Here is an 18,850-nt window from a genome sequence, read left to right as displayed (position 1 = left end):
TATGAAGAACGAAAACGGAAGCCAAACAACCTTGGAGGCTGCGCGCGAGGAGCGCAGCCTCGACGACCTGATGACTGAGCTTAACCACCAGTACTATGGCCGCAAGATCAGGGATGATCTTCTCAAGGCTGAGGTGGAACGCCAGCGCAAGCGGATCAAATTCCAGATGGACGCCGCTCCAGGCACCCTTGTGGGCGAAATGGCTGAAGGCAGGATTCTGGCTCTGCTGGGTGAATCCGGCGCGGGCAAGAGCCGCGCCCTCATGCGTATGTTTAAAAAGTATCCGGAGCTTCTCGGTAAACCGGAGGCGGGCAAGGAACGGTATCTGATTTCGATCAAGGCCCCCTCGCCCTGCCTTCCGAGGCTGATCGCGGAACGCATCCTGCGGGCGGCGGGCTATCCGGTACAAAAAGAACTTCCGGAAAACCTCGCATGGAACCTGGTGACGCAATACCTCCCTGTCTGCGGGGTGCGGCTCATCCACATCGACGAGTTCCAGCACGTTTCGCAGCGGAACGACCCCGCCCAGCGCCAGAAGATCCGTGACAGTATGAAGGACGTCATGCAGATCCCCGACTTCCCCGTTTCCTTCGTCGTATCAGGTTTGCCGGAGATCGCGGAATTTCTTCAGCCGGACCGGCAAATCAAACGCCGCACCCGGACGATTGTTTTCCACCCGCTGAACTATGAGCGTGACCGCAATTTTCTCGAGACCATGATCAACAGCTACGTCAGCAGGGCGGGACTGACGGTCGATTTCAGCGGTGCTTTCGTGCAACGGCTTCTTCATGCCGCCAGCTCTCAGACCGGTATCTTTATCGAATATATGTTGGAGGGGATTGAGCAGGCGCTGCTGCTTGACCGGACTGTGCTCAACAACCGCTGCCTTGAAGACGTCTACGCTATCCGGTCGGGATGCCTTCCGGAGCGGAATGTTTTCACCGCTAAAGACTGGAGGTCGATCGACGTCGAGCAGTCAATCGGCAAGTACGATGACGCCGAGTTTGTCGCATGGGACGATGTTGACATCGACGAGGACAGTGATCCTGGAGCCAAGCCGCGCGTACGGAGGAACACCTGATGATTCCGACCCCTAAACGCCTGCACAAAAATCTTGTCGCTCCCTATGGGGAGGGAGAATTGCCGTCAAGCCTTTGCTCGCGGACGGCTTATATGTGCGGCCGGACGGTCACAGACTTCTGTCTTGAGATGGGAACCCGCTTCATCGATGTGGTGATGGGGCGGAAAACTGCGATTAAAAGGATTGCGGAGGTTTGCGGGATCGATCCCGGCCAATTGCTGCGGGACACACCAGTCCGCACCGATAGCCGAGCCTTCGAATGGAACGGCCAGAGAATTCTTGTGGCTGGTCTGCGCCAATACAGGCCGCACGTCTGTATCCGTTGCGTTGAAGAGGATCTGGCCTCGGGATCTGTGCCGCAATTTGTTCGGCCTTACATGCGTTCCCTTTGGACCGTCGTCGGAATTCGGACGTGCGAAAAGCACAACGTCGCGCTTACCGACGTCTCTGCGGGCAAAGGAGGTATCCGGATGTGCGATCTTCCAACTGTCCTGGCGGCACGAACCCCGGAATTCGACGAGCTTCTGGCCAACGTGAGAGAACAACCATTCTCAGCATTCGAGAAGTTCGTGCGCGATCGTCTCTCTGGCGAAAACACATCCGGGAATTGGCTCGGCGATGTCCGCGTTGACGCTGCAGTGCGAACTTGCGAGATGGTGGGCGCGGCTGCCGCGGAGGGTGCGAAGGCTCCGTTCAAACGTATTAGCGAGGAGCGCCGCTATCAATACGCGGAGCATGGCTTTCAACTCATCAACCGCGATCCGGAGTTGACCGGGCTGGCCGGTCAATTGTTTTCCGACTGCATCAAACGGGGCCTGTATCCGACGCCGTTCAATGTCTTCGGCCACCTTTGGCGCGGGTACTACGTGCGTTCGCGCGATAACGGATTCGAAGCCATGTACAACCATCTTAAGAGACGAGCAGTTGAACTTCTGCCAGTGGGACCTGGGGATGACGTATTCGGAGAGGTGACGTCCCCCAGAAAGTGGCACTCTCCCCGCACGCTAAAGGCAAATTTTGGCCTCAGCAAAAAACAAGCAGTACAATTGCTGATGGCCTACGACCAAAACAGCGCGTGGAAAGACCTCAAAAAAAACAAGCATCTCCTCGTAGACGCCGCGGCGGTCGAGAAGTTTATCGCCAGTACACACATTGGTCTTACGACTGCTGAGGCGATGGACTACATCAATGCCAGGCCCTATTGGGCGAAGCTCCTCATGGACCGCGGCCTTATCAAGCCTTTGCTGTATTCCGATGCGAATATCCGGCGGACTTATCGCTTCGAAAAGCACGTTCTCGATAATTTTCTGAACGATGTCCTGCAGGACGCGGTGTCTGTTCCAGACGAATGCGACGGATACGAAACGGTCAACATTGTGGCTAGACGGACAAAAAACTCTGCGGCAGACATTTTCCGGTTGCTGGCCGACCGTAAGATTCCTAATGTCCGCCGTCTTCAATCCGCCCGCGGATGCGCCGCCATTCTTGTAAAATTTGAGGATGTCGTGACAATTTTAAGCAGACCGGAGGAAGGCTTTACTGTACCCCAATTGGCAAAACTGCTTTCCGTCCCCCAAAGGAGCGTAAGTGCGCTGATCCGGAATGGCCTCCTAAGATCGTCCAGAAAGCCGTCCGCTGTTAAAAATATTGTTCGGTTTGTTGTCACGGAAGCGGACCTGGCCACATTCCAGCAAAAGCATATTGGGGCCTGTGAGCTCGGCAAACTAATGGGGCTCACAACGACAAGCGTTGGACATAAATGTGCCCGAAACAAAATCCGGACCGCATTCCAACTTCCCGGTTTGGTTTCCAGATTCTATCTACGAAGCGAAATCCCCTGGATTTAGGCGACCGATAACATCCAAAGTTTTAAAAGCCCGGCTTGACCGGGCTTTTTTTGCGTCCATGCATATCCAGCGCAAGCCTGATGGTGAGGCGTACTGTTGTGGTTGATAGCCCTCAGATTGAGGTATCCTTGAAAATAACCTATTGATTCTATTGTAGTTTTTTAACCACCTGCGGCCAACTTTGAGTCACCTGACACCAAGAAACGCCGCCGTATCGGGATCGAGCGTTATACCGTCTCGCAGGCGCTGCTCTTCCACGGCCCATTCGCGATCGCCCGGCGCCATGACCTTCCCGCCATCAACGGCGGGAACCGCCCGAAGCTGATCGAGATAGGTACGTATGCCTGCGGCGAAGATATTCGCGCCTGCGAAGCGTGCAGGATCGATAGCCAGAACGAAATGTCCCATATTGCGCGGCGTCGATATGTCGTCGCTGTTGACCATCGGGATAAAATCAAGGTCGAGCGTGGTGCCTGTCAATACGGCAGAAAGGAGTGTCGCGACACCCGCAAGTCCGGCACCCTTGAAGCCGAAACCTGCGCCACCAAGTGGCAATAACATCTGCGCGACATTCGGATCGCGGGTCGGCGCACCGGCCGCGTCCGCTGCAACGCCCTCAGGCAACTCTTTATCCAGGGAACGGTAGAGCAGGACGCGGTTCAGCGGGATGGACGAGGTCGCCATGTCCAGCAGCCATGGTTTTTCGCCCTTAACCGGCGCGGCAAAGGCAAGCGGGTTGGTTCCGTGAAATGGCTCGGCACCATCGAAAAGTCCCACGATCGAGTCGGTATTGGTGGTGGCAAAGCCGACCATGCCCGCTTCCGCAATCGCGAGCGCATAAGCGCCTGCAGCCCCGAGATGTGAGGAACGGGTCGCGCCAACGGCACCTATGCCGCTTTCCCGGGCGAGCTCGACGGCGACAGCCACAGCGCGATATGCGGTTAGGTGGCCAAGCCCATTGTCGCCGTCGACCATGGCCGTGGCAGGACCCGTGCGGTGGCAGGAAACAGCAGCTCGCGGATTGACGCGCCCGCCGCGCAGGACCTTGCAATAATGTGTGATCAATCGGGCGCCATGACTGTCGATGCCGAGAAGGGATGCGTGCATCAGGGCTTTTGTCGTAGCGGCTGCTCCTTCATCAGGGACGCCTTCGGCCACAAGCGCGGCCAGCAGGCGTTTCGCTAGCTCATCAGCCTTAACGAGAATTTCCGCCATCTGCTCCCACCATCCCTACAAGTATCTAGGTGTCTATACGGCTAATATATGATATCTCAGATATAAGTACGACAGGAGATGTCTTTGTGACCCTGACGCTTGCGAGAGGTCCTTCACTGACGGAACAGGCGGCCGCGTATATTCGCAGCCGCATTGTACACGGAACGCTGCAGTGTGGCGAACCCTTGTCGGAACTCGCGCTGGCTCAGGAACTGGGCGTCAGCAAGACTCCGGTACGCGAGGCGCTTCTGGAACTGAAGCGCCAGGGTCTTGTCGAGATCCACCCCCAGCGCGGTACGTTTGTCTTCGAAATGAGTTCAGCCCAGGTCGTGCAACTTGCCGAGATGCGTTCCATACTCGAACTTGCTGCTCTTCGTCTGGCCATGGATCGCAATCGGGATCACCTGCGCCGCCGTTGGGCGGAACTCGTCGCCGACATGAACGTGGCGATGGCAAATGAAAACACGCAGGATTATCGCGTTCTCGACGGGGTGTTCCACCAAGCAATGTTCGACCTCGCCGACAACCAGTTCCTGTCTGAGATGTTCACCGTTATCGCGTTCCGCATCCAGGCCTTGCGCAACCGCCTGTCACTCAATCCTGCGCTCAATGAAAAGTCGCATGGAGAGCACAAGCACCTGCTTGAGCTGGTTACGAGGGGCGACAATGAGAAGGTGCTGGAATTGCTGGCCTGGCATATTGAATGGACACGCTCTTCTTATATTGAATTGCTGGAGACGCCTGCAGCCGATAACAGACCAACGCGCAATAGTGAGCGGCGGCTAAAGGCCGGGAAACGATAGCAGCCGTGTACGGCGGCGTGAAAAAAGCATGACAGATCGGGCATGGGAGAGCCAAATAATGGGAGCGGGACAGGAGTTTCTTTCGTCGGACGATGAACAGTTCGCGTCTTTTTTTCAGGCCGACGCCAGGCTGGAGCAGATCGCGACCGGCTTTATCTGGGCCGAAGGGCCGGTCTGGATCAACGAAACGCAAGAACTACGATTTTCTGACATTCCCAACAACCGGATGATGTCGTGGTCACAGGATAAAGGCTTGCAGGTGTTCCGGCAGCCGTCGCAACGAACCAATGGCAATACGCTGGACCGGACCGGCGCGATGATTTCCTGCGAACATGGCGGGCGCTGTGTCAGCCGCACTGGCAAGGATGGCAGCTACGAGGTTCTCGCCACGCACTGGAAGGGCAAACGCCTGAATTCTCCCAATGATGTGGTGGTCAAATCCGATGGTTCCATCTGGTTTACCGATCCGCCCTACGGCATCATTTCCGATCATGAAGGCATTCGTGCGCCGAGCGAGATTGGCAGCAATCAGGTTTACCGGCTCGATCCCGACACACATCTTGTAGAGGTGGTTGCGGATGATTTCGACCGGCCGAACGGCCTCGCCTTTTCGCCCAACGAAACCGTGCTGTACATCGCCGATTCCGGCCGTGCTCGCGGGCATGGCTTCGGTTTCGACGATGCACGTCCACATAATGTGCGCGCTCTTGAGGTTATCGACGGAAGAAACCTTGGGAACAGCCGCGTGGTTGCGGAGATCGACATGGTTCCGGACGGACTGCGCGTCGACACCGAGGGGCTATTGTGGATATCCGCCGAGGACGGAGTTCACTGTTACACGCCTGATGGAAAAAGGCTTGGCCGGATTCTCGTGCCCGAGGTCGTTGCCAATCTTACCTTTGGCGGGCCGGAAAAGTCGCGGCTGTTTATTGCGGCTACAAGCTCGATCTATGCACTGGAGACGACACGGCGAGGTGTGCAAACCCCGTAATTGGCAAGCAAGACGATAATTAACAAGGAGGAGGAACCGAAATGAAAACGACACTTAAATATCTGTTGGCCGCTACAGCTGCCACTCTGGTGATGACGGTATCTGCCTATGCGGCGGGGCCCGAAATCGTCAAAGGTCCGAGCAAGGATGCAGAATGCTTCAAGCCGCTGACGGCGGAAACGAAGTTTTTCCAATGGCCCAAGAAGGAAGGTCCATACCGCATAGCGCTTGCAAACGGTTTCATCGGCAACACCTGGCGTATCCAGATGATTCAGACCGCCAAGGCCTATGCTGCCTTGCCGGAGGTGAAGGCCAAGCTCAAGGAATTCAAGGTAGTCTCGACCGGCGACGATGTCGCCGCACAGATCGCTGCAGTGGATAATTTCATCAATTCCGGCTATGACGCCATCGTCGTCAACGCGCAGAACCCGACGGCATTCAAGCCCGTCATCAAGCGTGCCAATGCGGCCGGCGTTATCCTCGTTGCTTTCGACAACACACTCGATACCGATGAGGCCGTCAATGTGAATGTCGACCAGAAGGGCCTTGGCGAATTGTGGGGCAACTGGCTTGTCAAGAATGTGCCTGGCAACAAAGGCAAGCTGCTTGAAGTTCGCGGCGTTACCGGCACGTCCGTGGATCGTGATCGTCACGAAGGCATTCAGGAAGTCCTGAAAAAATCGGGCGGAAAGTGGGAATCCGTAGAAGTCGTCGGCCGCTGGGATGACGGCACTGCGCAGAAGGTCGTGGCTGACGCCATTGCCGTGCACAAGCATTTCGATGGGGTTTCCGTTCAGGGCGGCTCGACCGGAACGGTGCGTGCCATGATCGACGCGAAGCATCCGTTCGTTCCGGTGGGCGGTGAAACGGAGAATGGTTTCCGCAAGCTTTGCGCGGAATATTCCAAGGATGGATTGAAATGCACCTCCGCAGGTACTGGCCCTGCGCAGGTTGCCGTTGCCATCAAGACTGCTATTGCGGCGCTCGAAGGAGAGGTCGTCCCGCAATCGATTTCGTTGCCCCTGTCCATCGTCGAAGATCCGAATTTCAAGGACGGCGACAGCTTCTATTCAAAAGAAACGGACAACTTCTTCGTTGGCAATTCCTTCCCGACCTGCGGCATCAATTTCAGTGCACAGGAAATCATGGGTCAGACCAAAGCCGATCAGTAAGTCTGCAATGCCGGGGCGCAGAATGTGCGCCCCGGTTCTCTTTGGGAGGGGTTTCGTGTCGGACGCTGCACCAATTCTGGAAATGAAACATGTCTCGAAGCGCTATGGCGGCATCGCTGCGCTGAACGAGGTGGATTTCGTCGCCTACCCAGGCGAGATTCACGCGGTTCTTGGCGAGAACGGCGCCGGCAAATCGACGCTGATCAAGATTGCCGCCGGAGTGACCGACCCGAGCGATGGCGAGGTCTTCGTCGACGGCCGGCGCGTAAATTTTCGCAATCCAACGGAGGCGATGGCCGCAGGCGTGGTCTGCGTGTTCCAAGAGCTCTCGTTGCTGCCTGATCTGACGGTGGCTGATAATCTCTCGATCGTCTCCCCTCCTCTGCGCGGCGGGTTGATTGACAGTGCTGCACAGCGTCAACGCGCGCGGGAGCTCCTTGCGTCGATCGGCTGTGAGGATGTGCATCCGCTCGAACTCGTACGCGACCTGCCGCTGTCACGGCGTCAGATGGTGGAAATCGCCAAGGCGCTCGGCAAAAAGCCGAAGCTGCTCATTTTGGACGAGGCGACTTCAGCGTTGACAGCCGCCGATGTTGAACGTGTCTACGCGATCATCCGCAAGCTTCGATCTGAAGGCGTGGGTATTCTCTACGTTTCGCACCGGATGCATGAGATCGAGGCCCTTGCCGATGTTGCGACTGTTTTTCGCAATGGAAGGAGGATCGAAACGTTCCGGAAGGGCGAACGCTCGGTCAGCGCCATCGTCCAGATGATGATTGGGCGCGAATTAACGCATCACTATCCTGACAAGCCAGCGCCGAAGCCCGCGGAACCGGTAGCGCTGTCTGCCAAGAACCTTTCATGGGGGGCTCAGTTGCGCGACATATCACTTGATATTCGCAAGGGCGAAATCGTCGGACTGGGAGGATTGGACGGTCAGGGACAACGTTCCCTGCTGCTGGCGCTTTTCGGTGTGCTCAAAGGTGTTTCCGGCACGGTCGAAATAGTGGGCAAACCGCACCGTCTCTCGGGGCCTCGTTCGGCAATGCGGGCTTCCCTGCCATTGGCGCTTATTCCTGAAGACCGCAAGACCGAAGGCTTGATGCTGCCGATGAATATTCGTGACAATATCAGTCTGGCTTCGTTGTCCCGGTTCCAGAAGGGATTGAGATTGGATGGAGGTAAAGAACATTCCGCTGTCGAAAGAATAATCGACAGCCTGAAGATCAAGATTTCCGATCTTGCCGCCGCAGTCTCCACCTTGTCGGGTGGCAACCAGCAAAAGGTCGTGCTGGCGAAATGGTTGATGACCGATCCCGGCATCATCCTTCTCAACGACCCAACGCGCGGTATCGATGTAGGTACCAAACAGGAGGTGTATCAGCTGCTTCGGGACCTTGCGGATAAAGGAGTGGCGGTGCTTTTCTACTCCACAGACTATGCAGAGCTGATCGGCTGCTGTGACCGCGTTCTCGTCATGTATAACGGCAGTATCGCGCGGGAACTGGAAGGCCAGCACCTTAACGAGCGCACCATCATCGAGACGGCACTCAATGTCGACGACAAGGAACAGGCGGCATGAACGATCTTCGCCATCGCATCCATCACAATGGCGGGTTGCTCGCCGCCATCGGTCTCTTCATCGTGATGTTCACTATCTATGTCAGCAATCATCCGGTCGGGCTGACTGCGGCCGTGGCGACCACGGCGTCCAACAAGGCGGTTCTGCTCGCGCTGGTCGCTATGGCGCAGACCCTGCCGGTGTTGACACGCGGTCTTGATCTTTCGGTGGGAATGGTCTTCATCCTCGCCAATTGTCTGGCGTCGGTCCTTGTGGTCGGCACGATCGGCGAAGGTTTTCTCGGCATTGCCATTGTGCTTGGCGCGGGTGCGCTGGCCGGATTCATCAACGGGGCAATCATTGTCTGGGGGCGGCTGCAGCCGATCATCACGACGCTTGCGACTGGTGCCGTATATTACGGCATCGCGCTCTATGTGCGACCGGGACCCGGAGGCGACGTGCAGTCGGATATCGCCGACTTTGCGACCGGCCAGCTCTTCGGCGTCATACCGACAGCACTCGTTGTACTCCTCGCGATCGTGCTGATCGTCTGGCTACCCTACCGGAACTCGGTGCTTGGCCGTGCCGCCTATGCCGTGGGCTCGAACGAGCAGGCCGCCTATATGTCCGGCGTGCCGGTACAGCGGGCGAAGCTATTGGCCTATACGCTTGCAGGGTTGCTTGCCGCCATCGGCGGACTGATGCTCACCTTCAACACCTATTCTGGCGAGGCCTCGGCTCCGATCGCCGGAACCTATACGCTAAATTCCATCGCGGCGGTGGTGATCGGTGGAACGTCGCTGTTCGGTGGTTGGGGCTCGGCGATCGGATCGATCTTCGGTGCGTTCGTGCTCCGCACCATCGAGGATCTGCTTTTCGTGTTTGATCTCGATCCGTTGTGGCAGCCGCTGTTTCAAGGTGTTGTCCTGCTCGCGGCGGTAAGTCTCGGCGCATTGCGCGTCCTGCGTATCCGCAACCGCCTGGAGCTTTTCGCATGAGCGAGTCGAAACTTCCGGTCAGCACCATTCCTGCCCTGCGGTTTGCGTTCGACCGTTCGCTTGTCATCGCGTTCTCTTGCATAATCCTGATGCTGCTTGGTGGAGCACTCTATTCCCGCGAATTCCTCTCACCTGAATATCTGCTGCAGCAACTGCAAATCAGCGCCTTTCTCGGTATCATCGCCTCGGGCGCAATGATGGTCATCCTGATCGGTCACATCGACCTTTCGATCCCGTGGACGGTGACGCTCGGCGCGATGATGGCGACGGCTGTTGCTGGCTGGTTCGGCGAGACCGGCAATCTTCTCGCCATCCCGGTCGGGGTGTTTTGCGGTGCAATGGTTGGATTGCTGAATGGCCTCGGGGTGGCCTATTTGCGGCTGCCATCGATGATTTTTACACTTGGCATGAACGCTGTGGTGCAAGGGCTGATGGTGTTGCATACGGGCGGTTTTGCGCCGCAGGACCATGCCACCGATGCGATGCATTTCCTGGCAGTCGGCCGGCCGGTCTTCGGTATTCCCAATGCCCTGCTCATATGGGTCGCCGTTGGCACACTCACCATCTTCCTTTTGACCCGCACGGCATTCGGCCGCCGCGTCTATGCAGTGGGCAATCGCGAGGCCGCAGCTTACCTCTCCGGTGTCAACACCAATGCAGTGATCATCTGGTGTTTTGTTCTGTCGGGCGCGGCTGCCGCCTTTGCCGGTGTGCTGCTTGCGGGTTATTCAACCAAGGCTTATCAGGCCATGGGTGATCCGTATTTATTGCCGGCCATTGCGGCCGTCGTCCTTGGCGGGACCAATATACTCGGCGGCCGCGGCAACTACCTCGGTACGATTGCTGGCGTTATCCTGATCACTCTGCTGCAATCAATCCTCGCGGTTATGCAGATGCCGGAAGCCGGCCGGCAGATCATCTATGGCGTGGTTATTCTTGCTATGCTGCTCGCCTATGGGCGCGGAGAGATCGATCGAAAATAGCGGCAGGCGCTGGACAAGTATTCCCTGAAAGCCGATGCTAAGGGGTGAATCGGAAAGGCCATGCGCAAAGCAGACGTCTCAACGGCACCCGCCGTAGTCTATAGGAACTATACGCTGGCCGAGTTGCGAGCCGATGGCGCTGTGCATGTCATCGGTGTCATTCTGGCGCTGGGAGGATCGGTCGCGCTGCTGTTGTTCATGTTTGATCGGACAGCGATGGGTCCTTATGTGGCAACGACGGTCTACCTTGTTACTCTGGTTTTATCGATGTCGCTGTCGGCCGCGTACAATATCTGGCCGACCTCGCCGATTAAGCGGTTTCTGCGGCGTTTCGATCATTCGGCGATCTATCTCCTGATTGCCGGAACGTATACGCCCTTCATGGCCAAGAGCGGAACGTGGTGGCTGCTGGCAGGTGTATGGGCAATTGCCATCGTTGGCGTACTTTTAAAATTCCTGAAGCCTGACCGCTTCGACAGGCTGTCGATCGCACTCTATCTTGGACTTGGCTGGAGCGGCGCCGCGGCCTATCAGGAATTTTCCGGCGCGCTCTCCGCCACGATCGTTTGGCTCATTCTCGCCGGTGGCGTGGTCTATTCGCTCGGCGTTATTTTCCACATTCTGGAGAGGTTGCCATTTCACAACGCGATATGGCACGGATTTGTGCTGGTCGCTGCGAGTATTCACTTTGCAGCGGTGTGTTCGGCCGTCGCCTGAATTATTCTGCAGGCGCTGGCGCGTGTGTGCCGCGCAGCCGGTGGCCGATCTTGCTCAAGGCGCGAGACAAATCCTCCATGTAGAGGAAAATAACCGGTGTGATGAATAGCGTGAGGATCTGGGAAACCACGAGACCACCGACGACCGCCACACCGAGCGGCTGACGAAGCTCCGAGCTCGCTCCTGCACCAATGGCGATGGGAATTGTACCCATGAGGGCAGCGAGGGTCGTCATCATGATCGGACGGAAACGCACGAGACAGGCTTCGCGAATGGCATCGAACGAGGTTTCACCCGCTCGCTGTCGAACAAGCGCAAAGTCGACCATCATGATTGCGTTCTTCTTGACGATGCCTATCAGCATCAGGATGCCGATGATCGCAATGACGCTGAGATCGTAACCGAACAACTCCATCGTCGCGAGTGCGCCTGCCGCGGCCGCCGGCAGTCCGGTCAGGATGGTAAGCGGATGGACGAAGCTTTCGTAAAGGATGCCCAGCACGATATAGATCGTCAGGATCGCCGCGCCGACAAGCAAGCCCTGGTTGGCGAGGGATTGCTGGAACACCTGGGCAGTACCGGTAAAGCTCGACGTGATGGTCTCAGGCACACCTAGTTGCGTTTTGAGAGTATCAAGTTCCTGTACCGCCTGACCGAGCGAGACGCCCTGCGGCAGATTGAAGGAGATCGTGACCGCGGGGAGCTGTCCGAGCTGGCTGACAGCCAGCAGCCCGGTCTTGCGCTCAACGTGGGCGAAGGCTGAAAGCGGAATCAGCTTGCCGGTGGTTGGCGAGCGGATCTGCATCTGGTCAAGCTTGTCGGTCGTCCAGGGAATGTCTGGATCCAGCTCGAGAATGACCTGATAGCTGTCGGCCGTCGAGAATATCGTCGATGCCTGATTGGTACCGAAAGCGTAGTAGAACGTGTTACGAAGCTGATCGGCATTGATACCGAGCATCTGTGCCTTGTCCTGATCGATCACCAAATTCGCTTGAAGCGCGTTGTCCTGCAGATTGCTCGATACGTCGACAAAGGTCTGGCGTTCCTGCTGCATCGCCAGCAGAATTTTCTGCGACCACGGATAGAGGTCGGTCGAAGTGACACTTTGAAGGTTGTATTGATACTGCGCATTGGAGGAGACGCCGCCGATACGCAGATTCTGCACAGCGACAGGGTAGCTGGTGATCCCGGGAATCTTCGACAAGGTCTGGCGCAGATCACGAAGAAGAGGTTCAAGCGCCAGTCGTTCTGACTTCGGCTTCAGCTCGACGAACATGCGCCCCTGATTAAGACTGGCGGAGTTGAAGCCGCCACCAACGGTGGATACGACATGCGCAACATATGGCTTACTCGAAATCGCATCCGCCACCTTTTTCTGCAGCACCACCATAGCATCGAACGAGATGTCTTGCCGCGCCTCGGTTGAGATCGACAATTGCCCGATATCCTCAGTCGGCAGGAAACCCTTATTAATCGTTGTGAAGAGATAGCCGGTCGCCACGACTGTCAGCAGGAACACGCCGAGGACGACGGGGCGTGCGCGCAGGCAAAGATCAAGAACACGGCCGTAACCCGACTGCACCGCGTCGAAAATACGCTCGGTGAGCGGTTTCTTCTTTTCGCCGTCGGTGTGCTTTTCGGGAGGCAAATGGCTGCATAGCATAGGCGTCAGCGTGAGGGATATCAGCGCCGAGGCAACGATAGCGACTGTCACGACGACGGCGAATTCGTTGAAGATACGCCCGACGACGCCGCCCATCAGCAGGATCGGGATGAACACCGCAACAAGCGACGTGGTGATCGAGATGATCGTGAAGCCGATCTCCTCGCTACCTTTGAGTGCCGCCTCGAGCGGAGCCATGCCATCTTCTATATGGCGCGCAATGTTTTCGAGCATAACGATTGCATCATCGACGACCAGTCCGACAGACAAGGTCAAGCCGAGCAGAGAGATGTTGTCGATCGAAAACCCGAGCACATACATCGCGCCAAGTGTGGCGATCAACGAAAGCGGGACAGCCACGATCGGGATCATCGTTGCGCTCACACGGCGCAGGAAGATGAAGATCACCAGGATGACCAGCCCGATCGTCAAGAGCAGGGTGAACTGCACGTCCGACACCGCCTGCCGGATGGAGGCCGAGCGGTCATTCAAGATGTGGATGCTGGCTGAGGGCCCAAGATCCTGCTCGAATTGCGGCAGGATCGCCTTGACGCGATCCACGACGTCGACAGTATTGGCGCCGGGCTGGCGAAAAACGCCCAGAACAAGCGATGGCTTGCCGTCATACCTGCTTTCGGTCTGCGTGGTGGCGACGGAATCGATAACACGAGCCACGTCGCCCAAGCGAACCAGCTTGCCGTTTGCCGATTTGACGATGATCTGGCGGAACGTATCGGCGTTCTGGGCCTGCGTATCGGCTTCAATCGCCATCTGCTGCGTCGGGCTGGAGATCGTTCCAACGGGGGCGATCGAATTCTTGCTCGCGACAGCAGCTGTCAGTTCGTCGAGGCCTATGCCGCGTGCAGTCACCGCCTCCGGATCGACCTCGACGCGCACGGCATATTGCTTGGTGCCAAAGACCTGCACTTCTCCGACGCCGTTGATCGTCGAAAACGCAGGAGACATGACGTTTTCGGCGTAGTCGTCGAGCTTCGACAATTGCATTGTGTCGCTTTGCAGCGCCACGAGAACGACCGGTGCATCGGCAGGATTGCTTTTCCTGTAACTCGGCGGATCCGTCATATTGGCCGGCAGACGGCGCAGCGTGCTTGCGATTGCAGCCTGAACGTCCGCCGCAGCCTGGTCGATATCACGGTTCAAATCGAATTCGAGCGTAATATGCGTTGCACCCTCGGTGCTCGTCGAACTGATTGTCGAAATGGCCTGGATTGTTGAGAACTGCTTGATCAGGGGCGTCGCAACGGCACTCGCCATCGTATCCGGTGCTGCGCCGGGAAGCTGTGCGGAAACTGTTATGATAGGAAAATCGACTTCAGGCAGCGCGGCGACGGGAATGAATCTGTAGGCGAAGAGGCCAGATGCGGCGAGCGCGATGGAAAGCAGGATGGTTGCAATTGGCCGGCGAATGAAGACCGATGAAATGTTCATTTAACGGCCTCTAAGGCTCCGGCATCCGGGCTGCCGATCGACGATGCTATATCCGCCGCCTGCGTGCTTGTCTGGACGGGTGAGCCGTCCTGCAAGTGAAGCTGGCCATCGACCACCACCTGATCGCCAGGCGCTACGCCGGAGGCGACAACCGCCGTGTCGCCGGCAGTGTCGGTAAGTGTGATGTTCTGCTTTGCAACTGTTTTGTTGGAATGGACGAGGAAGACGAACGAGCCGTCATTTCCCTGCTGAATGGCAACGAGCGGCACGGTCGTGGCATTCTTGTGAACGGTGAGTTCCACTACAGCCGTAACATATTGTCCGGGCCAAAGCGCACCGTCCGTATTGGCGATATCTGCTTTCAGAACCACTGTGCCGGACGAGGTGTCGACACTCGAATCGATGAAGTTCAAAGTGCCTGTCGCGACCGTCACGTTGCTATTTGGAAGTTTGACCTGGACGGGCGTCGGATGATCGGCCACGGCCGCTCGCAGGGCAGGCAGATCACGTTCGGAAATGATGAAGGCAACGCGCAGCGGCGCCATTTTGGTAATAGTGAGAAGGGCGTTCGTATCATTGTTGCGGACAAAGTTGCCGACGGATGTGTTGACGACGCCCACGCGCCCGTCCATAGGCGCCGTGATCGTCATATAAGACAGTTGCACCTGATCAGCAGCAATCTGTGCCTTATCCATATTGATCGTTGCTTCCAGCACCTTTACGGCGGCTTCGAACTGATAGACCTGCTGATTGGTATCAACGTTGCGTTTTTGCAGGTCCCTGGCACTTGTCAGATCGAGGTTCGCAGCAACCAGGCTAGCCTGGTCCTTGGCAAGCAGTGCTTGATCCTTGTCGATCATGGCGCGGATTGCGCGATCATCAAGCTGGAAAAGCACGTCTCCAGTCTTGACCATTTGACCGTCGGTGACTTCGGTTGCGACAACAACGCCGTTGATCTGTGGCTTGACGGCGACCGTGTCGATCGGCTCCATCGTGGCAACGACTGTCTTTGTGACAGGCACGTCTTCCGATTTGGCAGATGCAACCACGACAGAGGCGGTTGCTCCCCCTTTACGGACCTTGCCGCCAGCGGGCGCTGTATCGACTGATGATGTGCTCTGTGCCGGTGAAGATGCGCGTGGGTATAGTTCGGGATAGACGACAAAATAGCCAATACCGGCAATGAATGCTGTGGCGATCAGAAGGCCGATACGCTTCATGACAAATATCTCTCTCGTGGCGGTATGCCGTGGGAGCCCGCCTTCCCCTAATGCGCAAGCACTAACGACTCCGAAGGCCATTTCAAATTATAGTTTCGTAATGATTTGAACCTTCGTGGCAGCGCTTGCGGCGTTAATCTCAGGCGCTATCTGGGTTTTTTGTAAGGCGCACGTTCGACATCAACCGCTCGTCACACAAATGTTACGCAAACGCAGCATAACCGGTGTCAAATTGCAGAAAGAATTGTAAAACCTGCGCATGACCGAAATCCGCATCCAGAACCTGACAAAACGCTTTGGCGACGTCACTGCGCTCAACGATATCTCGATCGATTTTCCAGCCGGGTCGTTCACTTCATTGCTTGGCCCATCCGGTTGCGGCAAGACCACTTTGCTGCGGCTAATCGCTGGATTTGACGCGCCGGATGGCGGGCAGCTGTCGTTTGGGGACGAGTTGATCGCCGATGCGAAGAGCCAGAAGAAGCCGGAAGAGCGCGGTGTCGGTGTCGTCTTCCAGTCCTACGCACTCTGGCCGCATATGGATGTGGCTGCAAATGTCGCCTATCCCTTGAAGACGCGAAAGGTGGGTAAGGACGAGATTATGAGGCGCGTCGCTGCCGTCCTCGACAGTGTGGGCCTTGACGGTTACGCCAAGCGTGGGATCGAGGAACTTTCTGGTGGCCAGCGTCAGCGGGTTGCCCTTGCCCGCTGCCTCGTAGCGGACGCAAAGATTATTCTCTTCGATGAGCCACTCGCCAATCTCGACATGCATTTGCGGGCTTCGATGGTCGAAGCATTTCGCGAGATCCACCGTCGCACGCGTGCGACAATCGTCTACGTGACGCATGATCAATCGGAAGCACTCGCGCTATCCGATCGTGTCGCGGTCATGAGTTCGGGAAATATCCTGCAGATCGCCTCCCCTGCGCAAGTCTATCATTCACCATCTGACCGAAAGGTGGCGGGGTTTATCGGGCGCGGGACGGTCGTTTCCGGCACAGTCGTGCGCAGGAACGGCCAATCAACCATCGTCGACATAGGCGGCACTCTCGTCACTGCGCGTGGACAGGCCACCGGTACGGATAGTGTGCAGGTTCTGCTGCGTCCCGAGGCGGTCACCCTTGCCGATCAAGGTCTCGCTGCTGTCGTTCAGCAAAGTACCTATCGTGGACCGGTGCACGAAACGTGGCTCGAGCTTGCCAATGGCGAGCGGCTGACGCTCGATAGCCCGCACCCCCTCCCCCTTGGAAGCAAGGTGCATGTCGGCGTTAGCGACGCCTGGATCATTCCTTAAAGCAACTCCGTTTTTCTTCGAAAAACAGAGTTGCTCTAACTATTGGTTTTTACGCAATTCCGGACGGAAAGCCGGTTCCCACTTTTCCTGGAATTGCTCTGGTCAACGCCAGGGCAGGACGCCTGCTGGCAATCTCCTGCCGAGCCGATCCAGAAGAAGAAGTAATCCGACGACGATGACAATGGTCGTGACTGCGATTGCTGCCGCTTGAGTGCCGAGCCCCGCCTCCTCCAGGCTGAACAACACAACGCCCAAGGTTTCGTTGCCGCTTGACCACAACAATGCAGAGACAGTCAGCTCGTTGAAAGCGCTCATGAATACCAGAAGCGCGCCTGCGAAGGCGGCAGGCGCGGCCAGTGGCGCGATGATCGTCATCATCCGGCGCAAGGGGTAAGCACCAGAGACCGCGGCTGCCTCGTCGAGATCTCGCGACATTTGACCAATAGCAGCGGTGACCGGCTTCATGGCGAGAGCAAAGAAACGCATGAGATAAGCAGCGAGGATGATCCATGGCGTAGCATAGAGGCTACCGACCATTGGCAGCGGCCGCAGAAACAGGAGAATGCAGGCAATGGCGAGGACAATGCCTGGCAGCGCATAGGGCAGTTCGATCATCCCATGCAGTAGGCGTTGCGACAGGCGCGAAAAGCGCTCGAGACCGATCGCCAAGGGAATGGCACCAAAGGCGAGGAGCAATGCCGTGCCACCAGCCAGCATTGTGGAATTGCGGAAGGCACGATTGGTCGAAGCCTGACGAAACAGCACTTCCTCGAAGTTGGAAAAGGTCAAAGTAGCCCAGTTGAGCGGAACACCGAATGACGGAATAAGCGCAGTCGTGACCAAGGCGAGAACAGGAAGGATGAGCATGAACGATATGGCGACCCAGCCCAGCAGCGCGAGCGGCAACCGCCAGCTTCCCAGGGTGAAACGCGCAGGTGTCCCAACTGTGAAACGATGACCAGCGCGGCGCAGGGCCAGGGCCTGCAACGTGACGCCGAGCAGCGCCAGGATGGCAATCAGCACAGAGAGCGCCGCAACTTGCGGCAATACACTCGGGCCAAAGCTGGAAATTCGCTGATAGATCAGCGTTGTCAGCGTCAGATAGTTGACCGGCATGCCGAGTAGCGCAGGAATGCCGAAATTGCCGACACCAGAGACAAAGGCAAGCGCCGTTGCGGCGACGATATAGGGCCGCACCATGGGCAGGATAATGGTGAGAAGGACGCGGAGCGGTGAAGACCCCGATGAGCGCGCCGCTTCAACCAGATCCCGCGGGACGCGCATAAGCCCTGCTCGCAACGTGATAAAGATAATTGGCGCGTGTTGAATGGCATAAAGCAGGATAATGCCATTGCGGCCGAGCAGAGGATTGACTGTGCCCGGGCGAGGCGAGAGATTGAAGGCTCCAAGCAAGGTGCTCGATGGGCCGAAGAGATGCAGCCAAGACAGCGCCATGACTTGCGGCGCGATCATCAACGGCAGCAGCAGCAGGAAACCCAGCGTCCGGCGCCCTGGCAAGTCAGTCATGGATAGGGCAACGGCAAAGGGCGCACCGATCACAAGTGCTAGCAATGCGCCGAAGAAGGACGTGTCGAGCGTATTGAACGTTGCGCGGATGACCGCCGGGCTTGAAAGACGGCTTGCGAAAGCGGTCAGATCAACTTCGCCGCCGGGAGCAATGGCCGTCGCCATGAGACGCAGCACAGGAACCAGGCTCAGCAGAAAAATGACTACCAGAACGGCCAGACTCGAAAGCCGCGTATCGTACAGAAGTTTTCGCCACAGGATTGAGAGAAAACCCGCGTCGCGTGACGCGGGTTGTTCGCCAGGGCGGAGAGATTGGGTAACAGTCAAAG

14 protein-coding genes and 1 pseudogene are annotated in these 18,850 nt (G+C 57.2%); 11 read left to right on the top strand and 4 right to left on the bottom strand.

What is annotated here, in order from left to right; all coding sequences use genetic code 11:
* Nucleotide 1 precedes the first annotated feature (1 nt).
* From FHS21_RS26895 to FHS21_RS30985, 3 genes and pseudogenes are all read left to right on the top strand, one after another.
* Nucleotides 2-1,081 carry an ATP-binding protein gene (locus tag FHS21_RS26895; protein ID WP_183664931.1) on the top strand — a complete coding sequence of 360 codons (1,080 nt, stop codon included), beginning with the start codon at nucleotides 2-4 and terminating at the stop codon, nucleotides 1,079-1,081.
* Nucleotides 1,081-1,458: pseudogene (locus FHS21_RS31690) on the top strand (TniQ family protein); the annotation flags it as partial. The gene FHS21_RS26895 and the pseudogene FHS21_RS31690, both read left to right, overlap by 1 nt.
* Nucleotides 1,459-1,734: 276 nt before the next feature.
* A complete protein-coding gene (locus FHS21_RS30985; RefSeq protein ID WP_246411231.1) occupies nucleotides 1,735-2,928 on the top strand; it encodes a helix-turn-helix domain-containing protein in 1,194 nt (397 codons plus the stop codon).
* A gap of 186 nt (nucleotides 2,929-3,114) precedes the next feature.
* On the opposite strand, the gene FHS21_RS26885 is transcribed toward FHS21_RS30985, so the two are convergent.
* Complete coding sequence (locus FHS21_RS26885; protein ID WP_183664927.1) at nucleotides 3,115-4,143, bottom strand: Ldh family oxidoreductase; 1,029 nt, start codon at nucleotides 4,141-4,143, stop codon at nucleotides 3,115-3,117.
* Nucleotides 4,144-4,229: 86 nt separating this feature from the next.
* Here FHS21_RS26885 and FHS21_RS26880 point away from each other — a divergent pair, with 86 nt between their 5' ends.
* From FHS21_RS26880 to trhA, 7 genes are read left to right on the top strand one after another with little or no spacing between them, the layout of a single operon-like run.
* Complete coding sequence (locus tag FHS21_RS26880; protein ID WP_183664925.1) at nucleotides 4,230-4,946, top strand: GntR family transcriptional regulator; 717 nt, start codon at nucleotides 4,230-4,232, stop codon at nucleotides 4,944-4,946.
* A 58-nt stretch (nucleotides 4,947-5,004) separates the two neighbouring features.
* The gene (locus FHS21_RS26875) at nucleotides 5,005-5,937 is read left to right on the top strand and encodes an SMP-30/gluconolactonase/LRE family protein (RefSeq protein WP_183664923.1); all 933 of its coding nucleotides are present in this window, start codon (nucleotides 5,005-5,007) and stop codon (nucleotides 5,935-5,937) included.
* Between the two features lie 41 nt (nucleotides 5,938-5,978).
* A complete protein-coding gene (locus FHS21_RS26870; protein WP_112524387.1) occupies nucleotides 5,979-7,109 on the top strand; it encodes a sugar ABC transporter substrate-binding protein in 1,131 nt (376 codons plus the stop codon).
* Nucleotides 7,110-7,164: 55 nt separating this feature from the next.
* Nucleotides 7,165-8,691 (top strand): sugar ABC transporter ATP-binding protein, encoded by a 1,527-nt coding sequence (locus tag FHS21_RS26865; RefSeq protein ID WP_376772220.1) that lies wholly within the window; start codon nucleotides 7,165-7,167, stop codon nucleotides 8,689-8,691.
* Complete coding sequence (locus FHS21_RS26860) at nucleotides 8,688-9,668, top strand: ABC transporter permease (protein WP_183664920.1); 981 nt, start codon at nucleotides 8,688-8,690, stop codon at nucleotides 9,666-9,668. The genes FHS21_RS26865 and FHS21_RS26860 overlap by 4 nt, the downstream gene beginning before the upstream one ends.
* On the top strand, nucleotides 9,665-10,651 hold the full coding sequence (locus FHS21_RS26855) for an ABC transporter permease (RefSeq protein ID WP_183664918.1): 987 nt from the start codon (nucleotides 9,665-9,667) through the stop codon (nucleotides 10,649-10,651). The genes FHS21_RS26860 and FHS21_RS26855 overlap by 4 nt, the downstream gene beginning before the upstream one ends.
* A 60-nt stretch (nucleotides 10,652-10,711) precedes the next feature.
* Nucleotides 10,712-11,368 (top strand): PAQR family membrane homeostasis protein TrhA, encoded by a 657-nt coding sequence (gene trhA / locus FHS21_RS26850; protein ID WP_183664916.1) that lies wholly within the window; start codon nucleotides 10,712-10,714, stop codon nucleotides 11,366-11,368.
* 1 nt (nucleotide 11,369) lies between these two features.
* On the opposite strand, the gene FHS21_RS26845 is transcribed toward trhA, so the two are convergent.
* Nucleotides 11,370-14,480: an efflux RND transporter permease subunit gene (locus FHS21_RS26845; protein WP_183664914.1), complete on the bottom strand. Its 3,111-nt coding sequence runs from the start codon at nucleotides 14,478-14,480 to the stop codon at nucleotides 11,370-11,372.
* Nucleotides 14,477-15,700, bottom strand: a complete 1,224-nt coding sequence (locus tag FHS21_RS26840) for an efflux RND transporter periplasmic adaptor subunit (protein WP_183664912.1) — start codon at nucleotides 15,698-15,700, stop codon at nucleotides 14,477-14,479. Before FHS21_RS26840 ends, FHS21_RS26845 begins: the two co-directional genes overlap by 4 nt.
* Before the next feature lie 259 nt (nucleotides 15,701-15,959).
* On the opposite strand from FHS21_RS26840, the gene FHS21_RS26835 reads away from it, so the two are divergent.
* The gene (locus tag FHS21_RS26835; protein WP_183664910.1) at nucleotides 15,960-16,994 is read left to right on the top strand and encodes an ABC transporter ATP-binding protein; all 1,035 of its coding nucleotides are present in this window, start codon (nucleotides 15,960-15,962) and stop codon (nucleotides 16,992-16,994) included.
* Between the two features lie 102 nt (nucleotides 16,995-17,096).
* Here the strand turns inward: FHS21_RS26835 and FHS21_RS26830 are convergent, their stop codons facing one another.
* Nucleotides 17,097-18,848, bottom strand: coding sequence for an ABC transporter permease (locus FHS21_RS26830; RefSeq protein WP_312879938.1), 1,752 nt, complete (start codon nucleotides 18,846-18,848; stop codon nucleotides 17,097-17,099).
* Nucleotides 18,849-18,850: the final 2 nt, after the last annotated feature.

This window comes from Phyllobacterium trifolii, from assembly GCF_014192095.1.
GTDB classification, from domain to species: Bacteria; Pseudomonadota; Alphaproteobacteria; order Rhizobiales; family Rhizobiaceae; genus Phyllobacterium; species Phyllobacterium trifolii.
The sequence above is the reverse complement of the archived record's forward strand: the minus strand, read 5'-3'. Positions and strand labels throughout refer to the sequence as shown.